Consider the following 18,394-nt stretch of genomic DNA (forward strand, 5'->3'; position numbering starts at 1 on the left):
GGACGGTAATGCGCACCTCAGACGGTGTCGAGATAGAGGTCGAGGCGCTCCGTCTGCGACAGCTCCGCATAGTACTGCCGCTCCTGCTTCTTGGTCATCAGGTAGTTGCGGATCAGCCCGCGCGGCAGAATCCTGCGGATAAGAGCGCTCCGCTCGAAGGCCGCGATCGCCTCTCCCCAGTCGTCCGTCAGCCGCGGCAGGTTCATCTGGTAGGCGTTGCCGGTAATCGGATCGGGCGGGACGGCTTCGTCCTCGATGCCGGTGAGTGCCGCCCCCAGCACGGCTGTGAGGAGCAGATAGGGACTCACGTCGCCCCCCGCGACCCGGTGCTCGATCCGCCGCGCCTGCGGTGTGCTGGCGGGAATGCGAATCGCTGCGGTGCGGTTCTCGTAGGCCCAGGCGATGCCCGTCGGCGCATGCGCCTCGGGCACCATCCGGTCGTAGCTGTTGCCGTGCGGCGCCAGGATCAGCGTCGAGTCGGGCAGGGCGGCGAGGCAGCCGGCGATCGCTTGCCTCAGCAGATCGGTGCCGCGCGCGCCGCCGTCGTCGAAGATGTTGCGACCTTCCTCGTCGAGGACCGAGAAGTGGACGTGCATCCCGTTGCCAGCCCACTCGGCGTAGGGCTTGGCCATGAAGCTTGCCGCGAAGCCGTGGCGACGGGCGAGGCCGCGCAGCAGGAGCTTGAAGAGCCAGGCATCATCGGCGGCCTTAAGCGGGTCGCCGTGCACGAGGTTGATCTCGTATTGCCCCAGGCCACCCTCGCTGATCGCCGTCTCCGCCGGAATGTCCATGGCCTCGCAGGCGTCATACAGGTCGGTGAAGAAGGCGTCGAAGGCGTCGAGCGCGCGCAGGCTCAGGATCTCGCCCCCGAGTCGCCGCTTGCCGGAGCGGGGCGAAGGCGGCGGCTGGAGGTCGTCGCCCGCGTCGTCGATCAGGTAGAACTCGAGCTCGGTCGCCACGACCGGCCGCCAGCCGCGCTCGGCGTAGCGGTCGACGACCCGGGCAAGGGCGTGGCGCGGATCGCCGTCGAAGGGTTGTCCCTCCTCGGTGTACATCCAGGTCGGGAGCAGGGCGGAGGGCGAGCCAAGCCAGGGCATCGGGACGAACCCGCGTTCGGTCGGCCAGAGAATGCCGTCGCGGTCGCCAGTCTCGAAGACCAGCGGGCTGTTCTCGATGTCGTCACCCCAGATGTCGACGTTGAGGACCGACATCGGCATCCGCGCACCGTCCTCGACTACCTTGTGGGCAAAGCGCGCCGGCAGCCGCTTGCCCCGCGCCTGTCCGTTCAGGTCGGCCACCGCCACATGGACGGTCCGAACCTCCCGGTTGTGGGCGAGCCAGTCGAGCTCGGGGTTTCGGCCCGGCCGCGTCGCCTCGCTGAGGTCGAGGCCGACGACCTGTGCCAGCGCCAGCTCGTCCTCCGTCCCCAGCGTCTCGTCGGCGAAGAGCCGTTCGATCGCTCGCCCGCTGACGCCAGAGCGCCGCGCGAGCTCGCCCACCGGAAGGCGGCTCTCGCGCAGGTGGCGGCGGAGCTTCTCCCGGAACGCCTCGGTCATCTGAGCAGCGCCGGGCGGTAGCGTATCCGGCTGGGAGCAGCCTGCGGCAGGTGGCGGTTGAGGCGCCGGTTGGCCCAGCCGAAGAGCGATATGATCCCGAGCGTCGTCACGATGAAATAGAGGGCGACAATAGGGTAGGGGACGAAAGGGTTGAAGGTCTGGTCGGCAAAGTAGCTGGCGTAGTAGAGCGCATCGCCGCGCTGCTGCCACGCCGGAAAGCCGGAGAAGAAGACGAGTGTCGTCGCGTGGAAGAGGAAGATCGCCTCGTTGGTGTAGGCGGGCCAGGCGAGGCGCAGCATCGTCGGCCAGATCACGCGGCGAAAGCGGGTCCAGCCGGTCATGCCGTAGGCGTCCGCCGCCTCCACCTCGCCGCGCGGAACGCTCCGCAGCGCGCCGTAGAAGATCTCGGCCGAATAGGCGGCGGTATTCAGAAACAGCACGAAGAGCGCGCCGGCCCAGGCGCGGGTAGTCCAGCTCGTCTCGATCGTCAGGCCCCACAACTCGATCCCCGACCGCGGCAGGAGCACCAGCGCCTCGTAGGCCAGGAAGAACTGGATGAAGAGCGGCGAGCCGCGGAAGACGAAGATGAACCACTCGGCCGGCTTGCGTGCCCACGCCGAGCGGGAGGCGCGCATCAGCGCGAGGCCGGTGGCCAGAAAGAAGCCGAAGGCCAGCGCAAGCGCGCCAAAGTAGACGTTCCAGATCATGCCGGAGCCGATCAGCACGAATTGGTCGCAGAGCGTGATCTCTCCGCGCGGCAAAAGGCGCTCGCCTATGCCGATCGACCTCAGGGCGTAGTTCGCGATGGTCTCGGCGCAGCTCATGCAACGCCCTTTCCGCGCAGCGTCTCGCCGCCGATGGTGGCCTGTCCCTGGCTCAGCCTACGGGTCAGTCGCCCCAGCAGGACCTCGCTGACCTTCGTGAGCGTGAGGTAGAAGATCAGGAGCCCGAGAAAGTACCAGAGACGCCAATCGGGGTGCGGGTAGGTGAAGGTCGAAGTCTTCGAGCCGCCGAGCTCGCGCGCCCAGTAGACGATGTCCTCGACCCCCAGCAGGAACAGGAGTGGCGTCGCCTTGACGAGGATCATCCAGAGGTTCGACAGCCCCGGCAGAGCGTAAACCCACATCTGCGGTACAAGGATGCGCCAGAAGGTCTGGCGCGGCGTCATGCCGTAGGCCTCTGCCGTCTCGGTCTGGGTCTTCGGGACAGCCCGCATGGCGCCAAAGAGCACGTTGGCGGCGAAGGCGCCGAACACGATGGCGAAGGTCAGGATCGCCAGAAAGAAGCCGTAGCCCTCATGCACCCACTGCGGCGCCGAACCGAGGGGGAGTTTGGCCTCGGGGCAGACGAGGAACTCGTTGCCCTGCCGCACCGGCTGGTCCCAGTCGGGGCATAGGACCTGGTGGCGCGTCCACTCGAACATCTGGTCGAGCGCAATCACGAAGAACAGGAAGAAAACGATGTCGGGCACACCGCGCACGATCGAAGTATAGGCGACGCCCAGCCAGCGCAGCGGCGCGAAGCCCGATCGCGCCGCCATCGCGCCGGCGAAGCCGAACGCGAGCGCTACCGGCGCGGTGACGGCCAGCAGGATCAGCACCGTGCCGAACGAGCCGTAGAAGGCGAGGTGCTTGCCACTGGTCAGGTAGCAGGCGAACCACGCTGGATCGGAGAGCGTCGCCGGATCGGTGCAGAAGTCGAACACGGGGACGTTCAACCCGCTCGCGCGGGCGGTTGCAATCCGCTCAAGTGATCATGCGCGTGTCGCACCGAGCCTCGCGTTCTTGGCGCCGGAGCGGACGATCCGCTCCGGCTGGCCTGTCAATAGGTCGGTGCGTCTTCGCCGAACCATTCCCGGATGAGCTCGTTCAGCGATCCGTCCTCCTTCATCTCGGTAAGGATGGCGTCGAAGGTCTGCTGCAGCTCGTCATCGGACTCGCGCAGGCCCATCCCGATCCCGTTGCCGAGCAGCACGTCGTCGCCTACGAACATCAGCTCTCCGCCCGACTCCTCGACGATCGGCTGCAGGAAGTCCTTGTCGGCCAGCACCGCGTCGGCCTCGCCGTTGCGGATCGCGGCCACCGTCTCGTCGGGTGTCGCGAATTCCACGAGTGTTGCGCCGCTCTCGGCGACGTGCCCGGCCTGAATTGTGTTGGTTTGCGCCGCGACAACCCCGCTCGCGACGTCCACATCCTCGCTCAGCGCGGCATAGGCGGACGGCACGGGCGGGATGTAGTTCTGCGTGAAGTCGATGACGTCCTCACGCTCGTCGGTGATGCTCATCCCGGCCATGATCGTGTCGTAGTTGCCGGAGACGAGGTTTGGGATGATCGAGTCCCAGTCGTTCGTCACCCATTCGCAGGTGAGACCGGCCCGCTCGCAGAGCTCGTCACCCAGAGCGCGCTCGAAACCGTCGATCTCGCCGGAGTCGTTGATGAAGTTGTACGGCGGATAGGCGCCCTCGGTGCCCATGCGCACCGTCTGCTGCGCGAGGGCAGCGGTCGCCGCCAGGCCGGCCGCGGCGAACGCGAGAACGATGGTCTTCATTCGAATACTCCTTGATGTCTTGCTTGTTGCTTCAGGCAGCCTGTCCTGCGGAGAGGAACTGCCGCAGTCGCGGTGTCTCGGGGCTGCCGAAGAGGCGGGACGGTGGACCCTCCTCTCCGATGCGGCCCTCGTGCAGGAACACGACATGATCGCTGACGTCGGCGGCCAGACGCATATCGTGGGTGACGAGGATCATCGTCCGCCCTTCGTCGGCGAGCGACTTGATGACCCGCACCACTTCCTGCTCGAGCTCGGGGTCCAGCGCGCTGGTGGGTTCGTCGAAGAGCAGGGCCTGGGGCTCCATCGCCAGTGCCCGCGCAATCGCCGCGCGCTGCTGCTGGCCTCCAGAAAGCTGCGCCGGCCACGCCTCGGCCTTGTCGCCGATTCCTACCTTGTCGAGCAGCGCCTGCGCCCGCGCCCGCACCTCTTTGCGATCTTGACCGAGGACGGTGACGGGCGCCTCCATGACGTTCTGGATGATGGTCATGTGCGCCCAGAGGTTGAATTGTTGGAAGACCATCGCAAGATTGGTGCGAATGCGCGTCACCTGCCTCCGGTCCGCCGGATGCCGGTCGAGGCCCCCGCCGTGCCAGCGAATGCGCTCGCCCTGGAAGAGGACGTCGCCGTCCTGGCTGTTCTCGAGCAGGTTTGCGCAGCGCAGTAGCGTGGACTTGCCCGACCCCGACGAGCCGATGAGCGAGATGACTTGGCCCTGCGGCGCCCGAAGGTCCACGCCCTTGAGCACCTCGAGATCGCCGTAGCGCTTGTGGAGGTTTCTCAACTCGATGACAGGCGGTGCGGCTTCGGTCACGTCGGCTTTCGGCAGGGAACTGTCGAGCATGGAGTTAGCCGCGCTTGTCGCGCCTTTGCAACGCGCAAAGCCCCCGTGACGTGGCGGAAAAGCCTCAGGTGCGGCCCTCTTCGCCTCTGAAGAGAAGCGACACGAGCGTTATCGTCCGGGGCGGATGATTCAGTCGGTCTGATCTACCCGCTGCCGCGCTAGGCCGGAGTCGCGGTCGCTGACGCCGAGAAGTGGTGCCACGGTCCGCAGCAGTGCGTCCTCCTCCGCATCTCGCTGTCCGTCGGCCAGAGCGACTGACCACAGCGCCTCGATGACCGCCTCGCGGTCCTCGTAGGGAACCGCGTCCTTGATTGCGCGGGTGAAACGCACAGTGTCGGGCGCCTCGGCCTCGATCTGCTCGGCCTCGCGGCGCAGCTTTGTCACCTCGAAGGGCGAAAGGCCGTAGCGCTTCGTCAGGATGCGATCGATGCGCGAAACCTCGGCTTCGGCATAGGTCCCGTCGCTGCGGGCGATGCGGACGAGGAGCGCCGCCAGCGCCACACGCGCGTCGGGCTCCGGAAGCGGCTGCGGCTCGGGCTCGGTCAGCCGGCGGATCAGGTCACCAATCATCTGCGGGATATGGAGCACCAGGCGGGCCTTGCCAAGCGCGCCGCTGTCTGCTGCTCTAGCGTTGGGCGCAGGTCAGGGGGGGCGCGACATGCTCCTGCGCGCTTTCTGCTGGCACTTTCTTTCCTGCTTTCAAAGGTTCCGGCGGCGGCGCAGGTCGCCGATCCGGAGATAACGGCTCTGGACGCGGGGGAGGTCAAGTTGGTGGCCGCTGCTGCGCCGTCACTGCGGCACGTCGTGGGCGAGATCGGCGGGTTGGACCTCAACGTCCGGACGACGCTGTTCGGCCCGCACTATGCGCTGCCACAAGGGAAGGGGACCTGCACGAGGCGCTGAATGAGCGCTGCTGCGGCGGCTGGAGAACGAAAGCAGCTGGAAGCTGATCCAGCGCTATCTGCCGGAGATCTGACGCCCTGACGACGTCATCGGCCGGCGTCCGAGTGGCGCGTTTCCCGGCTGCTCCGGCCGCCGTCGATGACCGAGAACGAGCCGTCCGATTCGAGGATCACCGCGGCGATGCTCGCGAGTTCGCGCTGTCCCTCCGTCCGCACCACGGTCTCCAGCTCTTCACGTGTGACGCGCTCGCGCCGCATCGCATTCGCCAGCGGCTCTCCGTCCCGCAGCAGCAGCGTCGGCTCGGAGCGCACGATACGGGCAAAGCGTTGAGATCGGACCGAGACCGCCGCCACGAGGTATTGCGCGGTGATGAGCACGAGCAGTGCCACCGCACCTTCGGCCAGCGCGACGTTCTCGCTAAGCAGGATCGTAGCCAGCGTCGAGCCTAGCGCGACCGTCACCACCAGGTCGAAGGCGTTCAGCTTGGCGAGCGTCCTCTTTCCCGAGATACGCAGGCTCAGGACAAGGAAGCCATAGGCGAGTAGTCCCACGATGATGGTGCGGACGATGCCGCTCCAGTTCTGAAAGAACATTTCTTCCCAGTTCATTGTCCGCATCCTCCTTGCCTCCCTGCACAACGGCGGAGGCGCAGGTTTGTTCGCGCAGATGAAGATATTGGACGGGGCGCAGCGCCTCGCGGCTGCGACGCGCATTGGAACGACGGCTAACCTCACCCCTCCAGCCGCCCAGTAGAGCGGCCGCGCCGCGAAAGATCGGAAGGACCTACGATGAACAGGTTTGCCGCCAGCATTGGAAGCACCGCAATCGTGGCCGCACTGGCGACCGCACCCGTCATGGCACAAGACAACGTGGCCGACTGAAATGCAGACACAGGCGGCTCGATTTCGCCGGACGAGTTCAACACAGGATGTGGTGATACAGGCGACCTCGGCGACTGGGAAACCGATGCAGATGCGGAACTGAGCGACTACGAGTTCAACACGGGTACGGGGAGCGGATACGACGATGCCGCCCACTCTGTCGGCGGCGAGTCGTGAGCTGCAGAATCTGTAACCCTAGGGTGGTCCCATATCTGCGCCGTTGCTTGAAAGGCCAAGGTTGAGCGCCCCTGGTTAGCAACTTTTTCGCACCGGTAAAATGACACTTCCCGAACCGCCACCAACGGCGTCCGGTACGGCACTGCGTCGTCGGCCGACAGGCATGGCAACCAGGATGAAGTGCTCATGCAGATTTTTCGCCGGCTGCTCTTCTGGCGAAGCGGCGCGAACGAGGCCCATGGCGTGTCGGAGGATCGACCCGGCGCGGCGGACCGCTTCGACCGCAACCTCGTCGTCGAGCGCTACAAGAACGCAAAGGCCTATGACGACCTGCGCGACGCGCTCGCCGACATGATCCGAGAACGCAACATGAGGAACAAGGAACTGGATCGATGACCCCCGACCAAGTCATCATCGAAGCCAATCAGGTGTCGGCCTATCTTGTGGCTTTCATGACGGCGCTCGTTGGCTTCGGTTTCTTTCGCCTGCTGCTGATCTCGACAGGCGTAGTGCGGTACCTGACGCTCGGTTTCCTGCTGCTTTACCTCAAGGTTTTCGCGCGAGCCACGTACTGGGATGTGCTGCCGAACTGGATCGGAGCCGATACGTGGGAGCGCTGGTATCAGGCATCGAGCGGCCGCGCGATGAACACGATCTTCAATATCGTCGTGATCGTTGCCAGCTATTACAGCCTGAAGGCCATCCACTCCTCGATTCCGCGCGCCGCGCGCGGCAACTACAACCTCCTGACCAGCGTGTTCTACCCGCCGGGGGGGCTGTCCGGAGCTGTCGCCCACGCCTTCAGACGCGTGTTCCGCCGCGGCTGAGGCTCGTCCGATGATGTGTCTGGCTCTAGCTGTTCAGTCGCAGTGAAGCGAAATATGCGGCGAGAAGCCATAGGACGAGCAGGGTGCCTGCGGCCCATCTTGGCATCTGCGTGATGGTGAAAAGCCCGCTCCTCCGCTGGCCCTCAGTGCCAGGAGCGGGCGACTTGTCGCCGACGTGACAATAGGCGGAATCGATCGTCGCGGACCTAGTCCCGAGACTCGTCTTGAGGGCATCGAAAGCCTGCCGCACATGGCCCCGGTAGAGCTTGACCAAGTTCCGATCTTCGTTCGCGGTAAACAGCCAGAGCAGCGAAACTGCAGCACCTGCCAAAGAAACGACCTGCGCGAGCTGAGGCGCCTGCAGAAAGGCGGCGCCGAAGCCTGCGAATATGGCGGTCTCTAGCGTCAGGAAGAGGTTGAACCTGGTCCACATCCGGTCGAACTGGCCTACTAGATAAGCAACCTTCGACTTGTAGTCCTCGGCATAGAAAGCCACGAGTTGCTCAGGCGCCTTCGAGTCTTTCGGTTCCTCTGCCATGTCGGTGCCAGGTCATCACGAACGGTCACCATCATATCACGAGCCCGTCGAGACGCGAACGCAGATTCTTCGACCGTGTCAGACAAGCCGGCTGACCTCTACCGCCGCCCGGACGAAATCCGCGAAGAGCGGGTGGGGGGCGAACGGCTTCGACTTCAGCTCCGGGTGGAATTGAACCCCGATGAACCACGGGTGATCTGCGACCTCCACGATCTCGGGGAGCCGCCCGTCCGGTGACATGCCCGAAAAGCAAAGGCCGTGCTTCTCGAGCGCCTCGCGGTATTTGACGTCGACCTCGTAGCGGTGGCGGTGGCGTTCGGCGATCTCGTGACTTTCGTAGATGTCGGCGACATGGCTGCCGCTCTTGAGGCAGGCGGTGTAGGCGCCGAGGCGCATGGTGCCGCCCTTGTCGTCGAGCACGGAGCGGGCGATCTTCTGGTTGTCCTTTATCCATTCCTTTAGGTGGAAGATCACCGGCTCGAAGCGGGTGGCGCCGACCTCGTGGTCGAATTCCTGGCTGCCCGCGTTAGGCATCCCGGCAAGGTTTCGCGCCGCCTCGACCACCGCCATCTGCATGCCGAGGCATATGCCGAAGTAGGGGATCTTGTGTTCGCGCGCGAACTGGGCGGCGCGGATCTTGCCCTCGGTCCCGCGCTCCCCAAAGCCGCCGGGAACGAGGATCGCATGGAAAATCTCGAGGTAGGGCGACGGATCCTCGCGCTCGAAGATTTCTGCGTCGATCCATTCAGGGCGGACGCGGACGCGGTTGGCCATGCCGCCATGGGTCAGCGCCTCGGCGATGGATTTGTAGGCGTCGCCGAGCTGGGTGTACTTGCCGACGATGGCGATCCTGACCTCGCCCTCGGCGTGGGTGAGGCGGTCGATCACGTCTTCCCAACGGCCGAGGTTGGGGCGCGGGGCAGGGTGGATCTGGAACGCGTCGAGCACCGCTTGGTCGAGCCCCTGGCGGTGGTAGGCCAGCGGTGCCTCGTAGATCGACGAGAGGTCGGGGGCGGCGATCACCGCCTCCTCGCGGACGTTGCAGAAGAGGGCGATCTTGGCGCGCTCCTTGTCCGGGATCGGGTGGTCGGAGCGGCATACGAGGACGTCGGGGGCGATGCCGATGGAGCGGAGTTCCTTGACGGAGTGCTGGGTGGGCTTGGTCTTGAGCTCTCCGCTGGCGGCGATCCACGGCAGGAGGGTAAGGTGCATGAAGATGCACTGGCCGCGGGGGCGTTCCTGGGCGAACTGGCGGATTGCTTCGAAGAAGGGCAGCCCCTCGATGTCGCCCACGGTGCCGCCGATTTCGCAGAGCTGGAAGTCGGTCTCGTTGTCGCCGATGGAGAGGAAGTCCTTGATCTCGTTGGTGACGTGCGGGATCACTTGGATCGTCTTGCCGAGGTAGTCGCCGCGGCGCTCCTTCTCCAGCACGTTCTGGTAGATGCGGCCTGAGCTAACGCTGTCGGTTTTGCGGGCCGCGACGCCGGTGAAGCGCTCGTAGTGCCCGAGGTCGAGGTCGGTCTCGGCGCCGTCGTCGGTGACGAAGACCTCGCCATGCTCGAACGGGCTCATCGTGCCGGGGTCGACGTTGAGGTAGGGGTCGAGCTTGCGCAACCTGACGGTGAATCCACGGGCTTGGAGCAACGCCCCGAGCGCGGCCGACGCGAGACCCTTTCCGAGCGACGAGACCACGCCCCCGGTGATGAAGATGTATCGTGCCATGCCCGTGAAGCCCCGTATCTTGTGGCCGGAGAGGTGTCCGACGCTTTATCCGCTACGGGAGTGCACCTCTACGCCATTCGAGGGCAGGCGGCAAGGCATGGGACCGGCGCTTGACGCGCCGTGCCGGTCCCATGCCGGTCAGGTTACACGCCGGAGGCGGAGTGCGCCGAGTGCCCCGAGCGCCGTGACGATCAGCACCGCCCCGGCGGGAAGCGGGATGGGCGCCAACCCGAACTGGCCACGGATCTCTCCCCCAGCGAACACGGTCGTATGAATGTTGAAGTAGGCGTTCCCGTCGGCCAGCATCTGGGCGAACGCGGCTTCGGCGCCCTCCGGCGTGCCGCCGTTGGCGGTGAGGAAGGGGGGGCTGTAGGTGGAGGCGAGCGTGGTGTCGAAGACGCCAGAGAAGCTGCCCGCTGTGACACCCAGCGGAAAGCCCGGCGGCGCTGGCGTCGTCGAGGCGACACCGCCGTTCACGCCGGCAGGGGCGGGACCATGCACGTGCGCCGCGAAGGTCGTCCCGAGGAGGCCCCAAAAGCTGACGTCGTAGGAGATGAAATTCGCGATGGTGTCGATCGTGAGGCGCGCCGTCCCGGCGCCCGGAGAGGCGTTGGGCGGAACCTCGGCACTGCCGCTGAGGCTGGCGACATAGCTGATGGGGGCGGCAAGCGCGGCGGGGGCCGCCCCGAGCAGGCCGATGGCCGCCGCGGCGAGCGCGAGATGATGACGCATTGATGTCCCTCCTTGGTGGGCGGCCGCGCGTCTGATCCGCGGGCTTCCCGGAGGGTAGCACGTTGTGCGCGATCGGTAACGGTGTCCGTGGGCTACTCCGACGGAGGCGGGAGCAGCGGCCCGTCGCCGGCGGCCGGCGGCAGAAGGTCATCCGTCGGCGGCAGCGCGGGCGCTCCATCCTCCGTCAACGGACCCAGCCGGTCGAGAATCGACGTGCCAGCGGCATTCTGCGCCGCGATTATCGTCAGCGTCAGCGACGTCACGACAAAAGCCGCGCCAAAAGCCCAAGTGAGCTTGCCCAGCGCGGTCGCCGCACCGCGTCCGGTCATCACTCCGCCGCCGCCGCTGCCCATCCCGAGACCGCCGCCTTCGGAGCGCTGCAGCAGCACGACCCCGATGAGGCAGAGCGCGAGGATCAGGTGGACGATCAGGATGACGTTTTCCATGCGGACAGGCCCTGGCTGGTTCGCGGCCTACCTAGGAGAAAGGCGAGGTGGTCGCAAGCCTCGACGGGCCCGCGCGGCCCGGGGTCGCCTGCGGGCGCTACTGCGCCGCGCGAGCGCCGCGGGCCGGCATCCCGAACTTCTCCGCGAGGTAGGCGAGATAAGCCGACGGATCGGACGCCTCGTGCCCGATCTCCGCGAGGATCTCCGCCCGGCTACGCGAGCGGGCGTGACACCAGACCAGTTCCCGCAGTTCGGCGCGGAGGGGCGCAGTGTCACCCGCGAGCAGCGCCTGCCGGACCTCGGGCCGCTCGGCGTCGAGATGCGCCATGATCTGCACCGCGGTCACGTTGCCGATGGTGTAGGTCGGAAACGAGCCGATATAGCCCGAGGACCAGTGCACGTCCTGCAGGCAGCCGAGCCCGTCGTGCGGCACCTCCAGCCCCAAGTCCCGCCGCATCGCCTCGTTCCAGACCTCGGGCACGTCGGCGACGGCGAGCGAGCCATCCATCAGCGCCATCTCGATCTGCACCCTCAGCATGATGTGGAGGTCGTAAGTCAGCTCGTCCGCCTCGACTCTGACGAGGCCCGGCTCGACCCGATTCACGGCGGCCACGAACTCCTCCTCCGCCACGTCAGCGAGCTGCTCGGGGAAAGTGTCGCGCAGGCGCGAGTAGTGCACGCTCCAGAACGCGGGCGACCGGCCCACGTGGTTCTCCAGCAGGCGCGACTGACTCTCGTGCATGCCGAAGCTCGACCCCGCCACCGCGTAGAAGGTGAGCATGTCGGTGGTGTGCGCGCTGCGGTCGAACGCTGGGTCCGCTCCCTGCTCGTAGAGGGCGTGGCCGGTCTCGTGGATCGTACCGAATATCGCCATCGGCAGGTAGTTACGCGACCAACGCGAGGTAATGCGGACGTCGTTGCGGGTGAAGCTGATCTCGAACGGATGCACCGTCGTGTCGAGGCGGCCGCGACGGGTGTCGTAGCCGAGGAGCCGGGCGGTCTCGGCGCAGAACGCCTGCTGCGCCGCCTCGGGATAGTCGCGGTAGAGGAAGTCGGTTCGAGGCCGGGGCCGGCCAAGCGCGTGGTCGAGTATCGGCAGGATGCCCGTCCGCAGCCGGTCGAAGAGGCGCCCGAGCGATGCCGCGGTCTCACCCGGCTCGAAGGCGTGAACCATCGCGTCGTAGGGATGTTCGTCGTAGCCCAGTGCCTCAGCCTGCTGCCGGGCGAGCGCCACAACCCGCTCGAGATATGGGCGGAAGACGGAGAAGTCGCCGGCGGCGCGTGCTTCGGCCCAGGCGGCGGCGGCGAGCGCGCTGTGCTCGGCCTGCGCGCGCAGGAGCTCCGGCGAAAGGCGCGCGTGCCGCTCGATCGCTTCCCTCACGGCCTCGGCCGCCCGGCGCTCCGGGTCGGCGGGATCACGTCCCTCGGTCGCGGCCAGCGTCGCATCGACGGCGCGGCGCATGCCGTCGTCGAGGATCATGTCGCGGGCGAGGCCCTTCAGCGTCGCGACCTGGTGCCCGCGCGTCGCGGCGCCGCCCGGCGGCATCATCGTCCGCGAGTCCCAGACCAGCGTGTTCACAGCGCAGAGCACGTCGTTCAGTCGCGCAACGCGGGTGGCGAGATTGCTCATGCCGCCTCCTTCAGTCCGACGCCGCCGTCGTTGAGATGGCAGGCGACGGTGCGGCCGGGGCCCGACGCCGTGAGCCGCGGCACCTCGGCACGGCAGCGAGGACCGGCGAAGGGACAGCGGGGGTGGAACGCGCAACCCGGCGGCGGGTCGATGGGCGACGGGATTTCGCCCTCGATCGGCCGGAAGGCGCGGCGCCCGGTGCCGAGTGTCGGGACCGAGGCGAAGAGCGCCTGCGTGTAGGGGTGCTTCGGTGCCGCGTAAAGCTGCTCGGCGGGCGAGAGCTCCACGATCCGCCCGAGATACATGATGGCGACCCGGTCGCAGACATGGCGCACGACGGACAGGTCGTGGCTGATGAAGAGCGCGGTAAGCCCGAGGTCGCGGCGGAGGTCGAGGAAGAGGTTCAGCACCTGCGCCTGGATCGAAACGTCGAGCGAGGCGACGGCTTCGTCGAGGACCAAGAGGTCGGGCTGCATCGCCAGCGCGCGGGCGATAGCGATCCGCTGCCGCTGACCGCCCGAGAACTGGTGCGGGAAGCGATCGGCGTAGGCGCCCTCGAGGCCGACCTGTTCCAGCAGCGCACGCGTGCGGGCGCGAACGTCGGAGGCCGGGACGAGCCGGTGGATGCGTGGACCCTCGGAGATGGTCTCGCCCACCTTCATCCGCGGGTTGAGGCTCGCGAACGGGTCCTGGTGGATCATCTGGACGCGCGTGGTCAGTTTGTCGACATGGTCGTCACGCCCGCGCGCCACCGGCTCGCCGTCGAGCCTGACTGTGCCCTCCGTCGGCGCGTAGATGCCTGACACGATGCGGCCAAGCGTCGACTTTCCACAGCCAGACTCGCCGACCATGCCCAACACCTCTCCCCGTGCGACCTCGAAGGTGACATCCGTGACGGCATGAACCGTGCCTCCGGCCCGCCGGTTGCCAAGGCCCGCCGTCAGCTTGTCGATGAGCGTCGCCTTCAGCGGAAACCGCTTCGAGACGCGATCGACGGTCAGGAGCGGGCTCATGCGGCCTCCAGCGGATGATGGCAGAGAGCGGTATGGCCGCCGAAGCGCGCGACCGGCGGCTCGGTCGTACAGACCTCCGTCGCGCGCGGACACCGGTTGCGGAACGGGCAGCCCGACGGCAGCCGCGAGAGCTGCGGCGTCGATCCCGGGATTTGCGGCAGGTGGGTGCCTGGCGCGTGCTGACCGGGCACCGAGTCGAGGAGCCCCCGCGTGTAGGGGTGGCGGGGCCGGGCGATCACGTCCTCGGCCGTGCCGCGCTCGACGATCCGGCCGGCGTACATCACGCAGATGTCGTCGGCGAGCGACGAGACGACGGCGAGGTCGTGCGTCACCCAGACGATGGCGGTGCGGGTCTCGTCGGCGAGGCGGCGCACTTCGGCCAGGATCTGGCCCTGGATCGACACGTCGAGCGCCGTCGTGGGCTCGTCGGCGATGATGACGGCGGGCCGGTGGAGCAGCGCGATCGCGATCGCCACCCGCTGGCGCATCCCGCCGGAAAGCTGGTGCGGGTAGGCCGAGAGCCGCTCCTCGGGCGAGGGGATGCCGACCTTGGCAAGCGCGTCGCGGGACCGCGCCAGCGCCTGCCGCTTGTTCATTCGCTCGTGCACGCGGACGGCCATCGACATCTGGTCGCCGATCCGGAGCACCGGGTTCAGCGTCATCATCGGGTCCTGGAACACCATCGAGACCTTGCGCCCGCGCATCGAGCGCAGCTGGCCTGGCGGCATGGCGCGCAAGTCCGTTCCCTCCACCAGCACGCGGCCGTCGGTGATCCGTCCGGGCTCCTCGATCAGGCCGAGGATCGAGAAGCCGGTGACGGACTTGCCCGATCCGCTCTCGCCGACGAGGCCCATGATGCGGCCGGGTTCGACCGAAAAGCTCACGTCGTTGACGGCGGTGACGGTGCCCGCGCGAGTGTCGAAACGGGTGGTCAGACCCTGGACGTCGAGCGCGGCGTTCATCGGCTGCGCCTCGGGTCGAGGACGGTGCGGACCTGATCGCCGACGAGGTTGATGGCGACGACGGTGACCATCAGGAAGAGGCCCGGATAGATCGACAGCCAGTAGCGGTCGGAGTGGATGTACTTGAACCCGTTCGAGATGAGCGAGCCGAGCGACGGCTCGGTCAGCGGCAGGCCGACGCCAAGGAACGACAGTGTCGCCTCGAGCGCGATGGCCGAGGCGACCTGCACCGTCGCCACGACGATGAGCGGCGGCAGGACGTTCGGCAGGAGGTGGCGGAAAAGCACGCGGCGCGTCGGCAGGGGAGTCGAGCGCGCGGCCTCGATGTAGTCCTTGCCGCGCTCGACCGTCGCCGCGCCATGGGTGGTGCGGGCGAAATAGGCGTACTGCGCGACGACAAGGGCCAGGATGATCTGCACCACTCCCTGCCCCAGCATCGCAACGAGCACCAGCGCGAGCAGGATCGCCGGCATCGAGAGTTGCAGGTCGACGATGCGCATCAGCAGCGACTCGACGCGGCCGCCGAAATAGGCCGCCGTCAGGCCCACGCAGATGCCGATGGCAAGCGCCAGCGCGCCGGCGGAGACGCCGATCGTGAAGCTCGTGCGCAGGCCGTAGAAGATGGCCGACAGCATGTCGCGCCCTGCGTTGTCGGTGCCGAGGATGTGCACGTAGCCGCCGGTGCCAGTTTCGCCCGGCGTTAGGAATGCGTCCATCCAGTCCAGCGACGCCATGTCGTAGGGGTTCTGCGGTGCAACGAGCGGCGCGCCAAATGACACGGCCAGCAGCGCGACGATGACGATCAGTGCGCCGACGGCGACCCAGGAGCGGCGGAAGTCGGCCCAGAAGTTCCTGAGGCGGGTAGCGCGCGTCTCGATTGGCGCGGCGGAGGGAACGGCGAGCGTCTCGCCCGTGGTGGTGGCGACGTCGCTCATCGCGAACCTCCCAAGCGCACGCGCGGGTCGAGCCGGGCGTAGACGACGTCGACGGTGAAGTTGATCAGCACGAAGAGGATCACCACCAGGATCAGGTACGTGACCATCACCGGCCGGTCGAGCTGCAGGATCGAGTCGATGATGAGCTTGCCGACGCCGGGCCAGGTGAACACCGTCTCGGTCACCACCGCGAAGGCGAGGGTCGAGCCGAGTTCGAGCCCGAAGACGGTGACGATCGGGATCGAGATGTTGCGCAGGATGTGGCTGAAGACGATCTGCCGGTCAGTCAGCCCCTGCGCACGGGCGAACTTGACGTAGTCGGTCTGCATCGCCTCGACCATGCCGGCGCGGGTCAGGCGGATCAGCAGGCCCATCTTGAAGAGCGAAAGGTTGATCGCCGGCAGGATCACGTGGCTCCAGCCGTTGGCGGTGGCGAGCGAGGTCGGAATGCCGAGGATCGTGCCCACCTCGCCCCGGCCGCCGGAGGGCAGCCAGCCGAGCTCGACCGCGAAGGCCATGATGAGGAGCATCCCGATCCAGAAGGTCGGGACGGAAAAGCCGAGCACAGAGAGCGCCATGATCGCCTTGGCGCCGGCGCTGTCGGGTTTGTAGCCGGCGTAAATGCCAGCGGGGATGCCGATGACGGTCGCAATGGCTACTGCCACCAGCACGAGTTCCAGCGTGGCGGGCAGGCGCGAGAAGACGAGGCCGACGACGGAAGTGTTGTAGACCATCGAGCGGCCGAGATCGCCCTCGGCCACGTTGCCGAGGAAGCTCAGGTACTGGCGCCAGAGCGGCTGGTCGAGGCCGTATTGGCGGATCAGGTTCTCCCGGATTTCGGCCGTCGCGCCGGGGTCGATCATCACGTCGATCGGATTGCCGATCGCGTAGACACCGACGAAGACGACGACAGACATCACGAAGACGACGACAATCGCCTGGATCAGCCGGCTGACGATGAATCCGAGCATGAAACCTCGTGTCGCGTGGAAAGGGCGCCCCCTGCGGGGCGCCCCGATTGATTACTGCGCTTCGGCGGGCGCGATCTCGTAGGCGCGCGTCTCCTGGTCGATGCGCGGCGTGAACTCCAGCGTGTCGGCGTCGGCCGCCCAGACGGTCTGGAGGATAACGGTCGGGATCAGCGCCCGATCCTCCATCGCGATGCGCGAGGCTTCTTCGTAGATCCCGCGGCGCTCCTCCTCGTCGAGGGTCTGGGTGCCGCGGACGAAGACCTCGTCGAACTCGGGGTTCGAGTAGCCGGTGCGGTTGAAGTTGCCGAAGCCCTTCTCGGGGTCCTTGCTGTGGACCATTGCGCCGTAGGTGTAGGCGGCCTCCCCCGTCAGCGTGCCCCAGGCCGACATCGCCATCGTGTATTCCTCGTTGGCCGCGGCCGGGAAGAACACGGTGCCGTTCAGCGCCTGCGCGTTGACGGTCAGCCCGAGGCGCGACCACATCTGCGCCAGCGCCTCGCAGACGACGGCGTCGCCCGGCACACGGTTGTTCGTGCAGGTGAAGTCCACCTCGAACCCGTCCGGATAGCCCGCCTCCTCGAGCAGCGCCTTGGCCTGCTCCAGATCGTACTCCGGCTGGGGCAGTTCGTCGGTGTAGCCGAAGAAGCCCTCGGGCATCAGCTGGTTCGCCGGCGTGCCCAGCCCCTCGAGCACCACGTTCACCAGCACGTCGCGGTTGATGGCGAGGTCGAGCGCCTTGCGCACGCGCAGATCCTGCAGCGGATTACCCTCGACTTCCTCGCCGTTGACCGTAATCGGCTGCGGCTCCTCGTCCTTCACCGAAGGCTGAATGTTGAGGATGTAGACCGAGTCCGAGATGAAGGTCTCGATCTCCGGGTTGCCCTGCATCGACAGGTAATCCGTCGCGGGGACGTAGTTGATGAGATCCACCTGCCCCGAGAGCAGTGCCGCGACGCGTGCGGCGTCATCGGGGATCTCCTTGCGCACGACGCGCTCCCACGCCGGCTGCTCGCCCCAGTAGTCCTCGTAGCGCTCGAGCACCAGGTCGCCCTTCGGCTCCCACGAGACGAAGCGGTAGGGGCCGGTGCCGATCGCCGCCTCGCCCGCATTGAATTCCTCGTTGCCGACGTCGGTGCCGGTCTCGGCAGGCACGACGAAGAGGCGGGTGAAGTCGTTAGGCAGCGCCGGCGCGATCCCTTTCGTCTTCACGCGGATCGTATGGTCGTCGACGATCTCGACCGAGTCGACGTACTTGGTGTAGAGCGTCATCGACATCGGGCCGGTGACGGCGGGGATGCGCTCGATGGAGGCTTTGGCGTCCTCGGCGGTGAAATCCGACCCGTCGTGAAAGGTCACGCCCTCGCGCAGCTTGAATTCCCAAGTGGTGTCGTCGATCGGCTCCCAGCTCGTGGCGAGGCCGGGCTTGAGCTGTAGCGTCTCGTCGACATCGACCAGCGTGTCGTAGATGTGGCGCAGGGCCTCGGCCTGGCTGCCGAGCGTCGACCAGTGCGGGTCGATCGAATCGGGGCCGGCGCGGAGGCCGATGACCAGTTCCTGCGAGAATGCGGCCGGCGCTGCTGCCGTCAGCGCGGCCACGGCGAGGCCCGTCTTGAGTACCTGCTTGAGCATGTGTCCCCTCCTGTTGATGTTACACTCGGCTGTCACACTACTGGACAGATTCCGCTATCGGTCAAGCCGTGACGTGGCAATTTC

General features: G+C 66.9%; 20 protein-coding genes. 3 read left to right on the forward strand and 17 right to left on the reverse strand.

Features of this window, described 5'->3' with window-relative positions; genetic code table 11:
* Nucleotides 1–17 precede the first annotated feature (17 nt).
* The 6 genes from JM664_RS07190 to JM664_RS07215 all read right to left on the reverse strand — a co-directional run bounded on the left by JM664_RS07190 (nt 18) and on the right by JM664_RS07215 (nt 5,514).
* Nucleotides 18–1,556: a glutamine synthetase gene (locus JM664_RS07190; RefSeq protein WP_227419241.1), complete on the reverse strand. Its 1,539-nt coding sequence runs from the start codon at nt 1,554–1,556 to the stop codon at nt 18–20.
* Nucleotides 1,553–2,380, reverse strand: a complete 828-nt coding sequence (locus JM664_RS07195; protein WP_227419242.1) for an ABC transporter permease — start codon at nt 2,378–2,380, stop codon at nt 1,553–1,555. Before JM664_RS07195 ends, JM664_RS07190 begins: the two co-directional genes overlap by 4 nt.
* On the reverse strand, nt 2,377–3,261 hold the full coding sequence (locus JM664_RS07200) for an ABC transporter permease (RefSeq protein ID WP_227419243.1): 885 nt from the start codon (nt 3,259–3,261) through the stop codon (nt 2,377–2,379). The genes JM664_RS07195 and JM664_RS07200 overlap by 4 nt, the downstream gene beginning before the upstream one ends.
* A gap of 116 nt (nt 3,262–3,377) precedes the next feature.
* A complete protein-coding gene (locus JM664_RS07205; RefSeq protein WP_227419244.1) occupies nt 3,378–4,103 on the reverse strand; it encodes a transporter substrate-binding domain-containing protein in 726 nt (241 codons plus the stop codon).
* Nucleotides 4,104–4,134: 31 nt separating this feature from the next.
* Nucleotides 4,135–4,944 (reverse strand): ABC transporter ATP-binding protein, encoded by an 810-nt coding sequence (locus JM664_RS07210; RefSeq protein ID WP_227419245.1) that lies wholly within the window; start codon nt 4,942–4,944, stop codon nt 4,135–4,137.
* A 129-nt stretch (nt 4,945–5,073) separates the two neighbouring features.
* Nucleotides 5,074–5,514 carry a tellurite resistance TerB family protein gene (locus tag JM664_RS07215; protein WP_227419410.1) on the reverse strand — a complete coding sequence of 147 codons (441 nt, stop codon included), beginning with the start codon at nt 5,512–5,514 and terminating at the stop codon, nt 5,074–5,076.
* 201 nt (nt 5,515–5,715) lie between these two features.
* On the opposite strand from JM664_RS07215, the gene JM664_RS18665 reads away from it, so the two are divergent.
* On the forward strand, nt 5,716–5,847 hold the full coding sequence (locus tag JM664_RS18665; RefSeq protein ID WP_264465563.1) for a hypothetical protein: 132 nt from the start codon (nt 5,716–5,718) through the stop codon (nt 5,845–5,847).
* Between the two features lie 86 nt (nt 5,848–5,933).
* Here JM664_RS18665 and JM664_RS07220 read toward each other — a convergent pair whose 3' ends face one another.
* On the reverse strand, nt 5,934–6,455 hold the full coding sequence (locus tag JM664_RS07220; RefSeq protein WP_227419246.1) for a DUF421 domain-containing protein: 522 nt from the start codon (nt 6,453–6,455) through the stop codon (nt 5,934–5,936).
* Between the two features lie 636 nt (nt 6,456–7,091).
* On the opposite strand from JM664_RS07220, the gene JM664_RS07225 reads away from it, so the two are divergent.
* Nucleotides 7,092–7,301, forward strand: coding sequence for a hypothetical protein (locus tag JM664_RS07225; RefSeq protein ID WP_227419247.1), 210 nt, complete (start codon nt 7,092–7,094; stop codon nt 7,299–7,301).
* A complete protein-coding gene (locus JM664_RS07230) occupies nt 7,298–7,732 on the forward strand; it encodes a hypothetical protein (RefSeq protein WP_227419248.1) in 435 nt (144 codons plus the stop codon). The genes JM664_RS07225 and JM664_RS07230 overlap by 4 nt, the downstream gene beginning before the upstream one ends.
* Nucleotides 7,733–7,757: 25 nt before the next feature.
* Here JM664_RS07230 and JM664_RS07235 read toward each other — a convergent pair whose 3' ends face one another.
* From JM664_RS07235 to JM664_RS07280, 10 genes are all read right to left on the reverse strand, one after another.
* The gene (locus tag JM664_RS07235) at nt 7,758–8,270 is read right to left on the reverse strand and encodes a RipA family octameric membrane protein (protein WP_227419249.1); all 513 of its coding nucleotides are present in this window, start codon (nt 8,268–8,270) and stop codon (nt 7,758–7,760) included.
* A 78-nt stretch (nt 8,271–8,348) separates the two neighbouring features.
* Nucleotides 8,349–9,992 (reverse strand): CTP synthase, encoded by a 1,644-nt coding sequence (locus JM664_RS07240; RefSeq protein WP_227419250.1) that lies wholly within the window; start codon nt 9,990–9,992, stop codon nt 8,349–8,351.
* Nucleotides 9,993–10,130: 138 nt separating this feature from the next.
* The gene (locus JM664_RS07245; protein ID WP_227419251.1) at nt 10,131–10,724 is read right to left on the reverse strand and encodes a CHRD domain-containing protein; all 594 of its coding nucleotides are present in this window, start codon (nt 10,722–10,724) and stop codon (nt 10,131–10,133) included.
* 92 nt (nt 10,725–10,816) lie between these two features.
* Nucleotides 10,817–11,170 (reverse strand): preprotein translocase subunit SecG, encoded by a 354-nt coding sequence (secG, locus tag JM664_RS07250; protein ID WP_227419252.1) that lies wholly within the window; start codon nt 11,168–11,170, stop codon nt 10,817–10,819.
* Between the two features lie 97 nt (nt 11,171–11,267).
* Nucleotides 11,268–12,800: a carboxypeptidase M32 gene (locus JM664_RS07255; RefSeq protein ID WP_227419253.1), complete on the reverse strand. Its 1,533-nt coding sequence runs from the start codon at nt 12,798–12,800 to the stop codon at nt 11,268–11,270.
* The gene (locus tag JM664_RS07260; protein ID WP_227419254.1) at nt 12,797–13,813 is read right to left on the reverse strand and encodes an ABC transporter ATP-binding protein; all 1,017 of its coding nucleotides are present in this window, start codon (nt 13,811–13,813) and stop codon (nt 12,797–12,799) included. The genes JM664_RS07255 and JM664_RS07260 overlap by 4 nt, the downstream gene beginning before the upstream one ends.
* Nucleotides 13,810–14,775 (reverse strand): ABC transporter ATP-binding protein, encoded by a 966-nt coding sequence (locus JM664_RS07265; RefSeq protein WP_227419255.1) that lies wholly within the window; start codon nt 14,773–14,775, stop codon nt 13,810–13,812. Before JM664_RS07265 ends, JM664_RS07260 begins: the two co-directional genes overlap by 4 nt.
* Nucleotides 14,772–15,710 (reverse strand): ABC transporter permease, encoded by a 939-nt coding sequence (locus tag JM664_RS07270; RefSeq protein ID WP_227419256.1) that lies wholly within the window; start codon nt 15,708–15,710, stop codon nt 14,772–14,774. The genes JM664_RS07265 and JM664_RS07270 overlap by 4 nt, the downstream gene beginning before the upstream one ends.
* Nucleotides 15,707–16,681: an ABC transporter permease gene (locus tag JM664_RS07275; protein WP_227419257.1), complete on the reverse strand. Its 975-nt coding sequence runs from the start codon at nt 16,679–16,681 to the stop codon at nt 15,707–15,709. The genes JM664_RS07270 and JM664_RS07275 overlap by 4 nt, the downstream gene beginning before the upstream one ends.
* 51 nt (nt 16,682–16,732) lie before the next feature.
* Nucleotides 16,733–18,310: an ABC transporter substrate-binding protein gene (locus JM664_RS07280; protein WP_227419258.1), complete on the reverse strand. Its 1,578-nt coding sequence runs from the start codon at nt 18,308–18,310 to the stop codon at nt 16,733–16,735.
* Nucleotides 18,311–18,394: the final 84 nt, after the last annotated feature.

Source organism: Roseitranquillus sediminis (assembly GCF_016918935.1).
GTDB lineage: Bacteria > Pseudomonadota > Alphaproteobacteria > Rhodobacterales > Rhodobacteraceae > Roseitranquillus > Roseitranquillus sediminis.

Bases quoted from the DNA above. Each gene is read 5' to 3' on its own strand.
- JM664_RS07190 (WP_227419241.1), bottom strand. From the start codon at position 1,556: ATGACCGAGGCGTTCCGGGAGAAGCTCCGCCGCCACCTGCGCGAGAGC.
- JM664_RS07195 (WP_227419242.1), bottom strand. From the start codon at position 2,380: ATGAGCTGCGCCGAGACCATCGCGAACTACGCCCTGAGGTCGATCGGC.
- JM664_RS07205 (WP_227419244.1), bottom strand. From the start codon at position 4,103: ATGAAGACCATCGTTCTCGCGTTCGCCGCGGCCGGCCTGGCGGCGACC.
- JM664_RS07210 (WP_227419245.1), bottom strand. From the start codon at position 4,944: ATGCTCGACAGTTCCCTGCCGAAAGCCGACGTGACCGAAGCCGCACCG.
- JM664_RS07215 (WP_227419410.1), bottom strand. From the start codon at position 5,514: ATGATTGGTGACCTGATCCGCCGGCTGACCGAGCCCGAGCCGCAGCCG.
- JM664_RS07220 (WP_227419246.1), bottom strand. From the start codon at position 6,455: ATGAACTGGGAAGAAATGTTCTTTCAGAACTGGAGCGGCATCGTCCGC.
- JM664_RS07225 (WP_227419247.1), top strand. From the start codon at position 7,092: ATGCAGATTTTTCGCCGGCTGCTCTTCTGGCGAAGCGGCGCGAACGAG.
- JM664_RS07230 (WP_227419248.1), top strand. From the start codon at position 7,298: ATGACCCCCGACCAAGTCATCATCGAAGCCAATCAGGTGTCGGCCTAT.
- JM664_RS07235 (WP_227419249.1), bottom strand. From the start codon at position 8,270: ATGGCAGAGGAACCGAAAGACTCGAAGGCGCCTGAGCAACTCGTGGCT.
- JM664_RS07240 (WP_227419250.1), bottom strand. From the start codon at position 9,992: ATGGCACGATACATCTTCATCACCGGGGGCGTGGTCTCGTCGCTCGGA.
- JM664_RS07245 (WP_227419251.1), bottom strand. From the start codon at position 10,724: ATGCGTCATCATCTCGCGCTCGCCGCGGCGGCCATCGGCCTGCTCGGG.
- secG (WP_227419252.1), bottom strand. From the start codon at position 11,170: ATGGAAAACGTCATCCTGATCGTCCACCTGATCCTCGCGCTCTGCCTC.
- JM664_RS07255 (WP_227419253.1), bottom strand. From the start codon at position 12,800: ATGAGCAATCTCGCCACCCGCGTTGCGCGACTGAACGACGTGCTCTGC.
- JM664_RS07260 (WP_227419254.1), bottom strand. From the start codon at position 13,813: ATGAGCCCGCTCCTGACCGTCGATCGCGTCTCGAAGCGGTTTCCGCTG.
- JM664_RS07265 (WP_227419255.1), bottom strand. From the start codon at position 14,775: ATGAACGCCGCGCTCGACGTCCAGGGTCTGACCACCCGTTTCGACACT.
- JM664_RS07270 (WP_227419256.1), bottom strand. From the start codon at position 15,710: ATGAGCGACGTCGCCACCACCACGGGCGAGACGCTCGCCGTTCCCTCC.
- JM664_RS07275 (WP_227419257.1), bottom strand. From the start codon at position 16,681: ATGCTCGGATTCATCGTCAGCCGGCTGATCCAGGCGATTGTCGTCGTC.
- JM664_RS07280 (WP_227419258.1), bottom strand. From the start codon at position 18,310: ATGCTCAAGCAGGTACTCAAGACGGGCCTCGCCGTGGCCGCGCTGACG.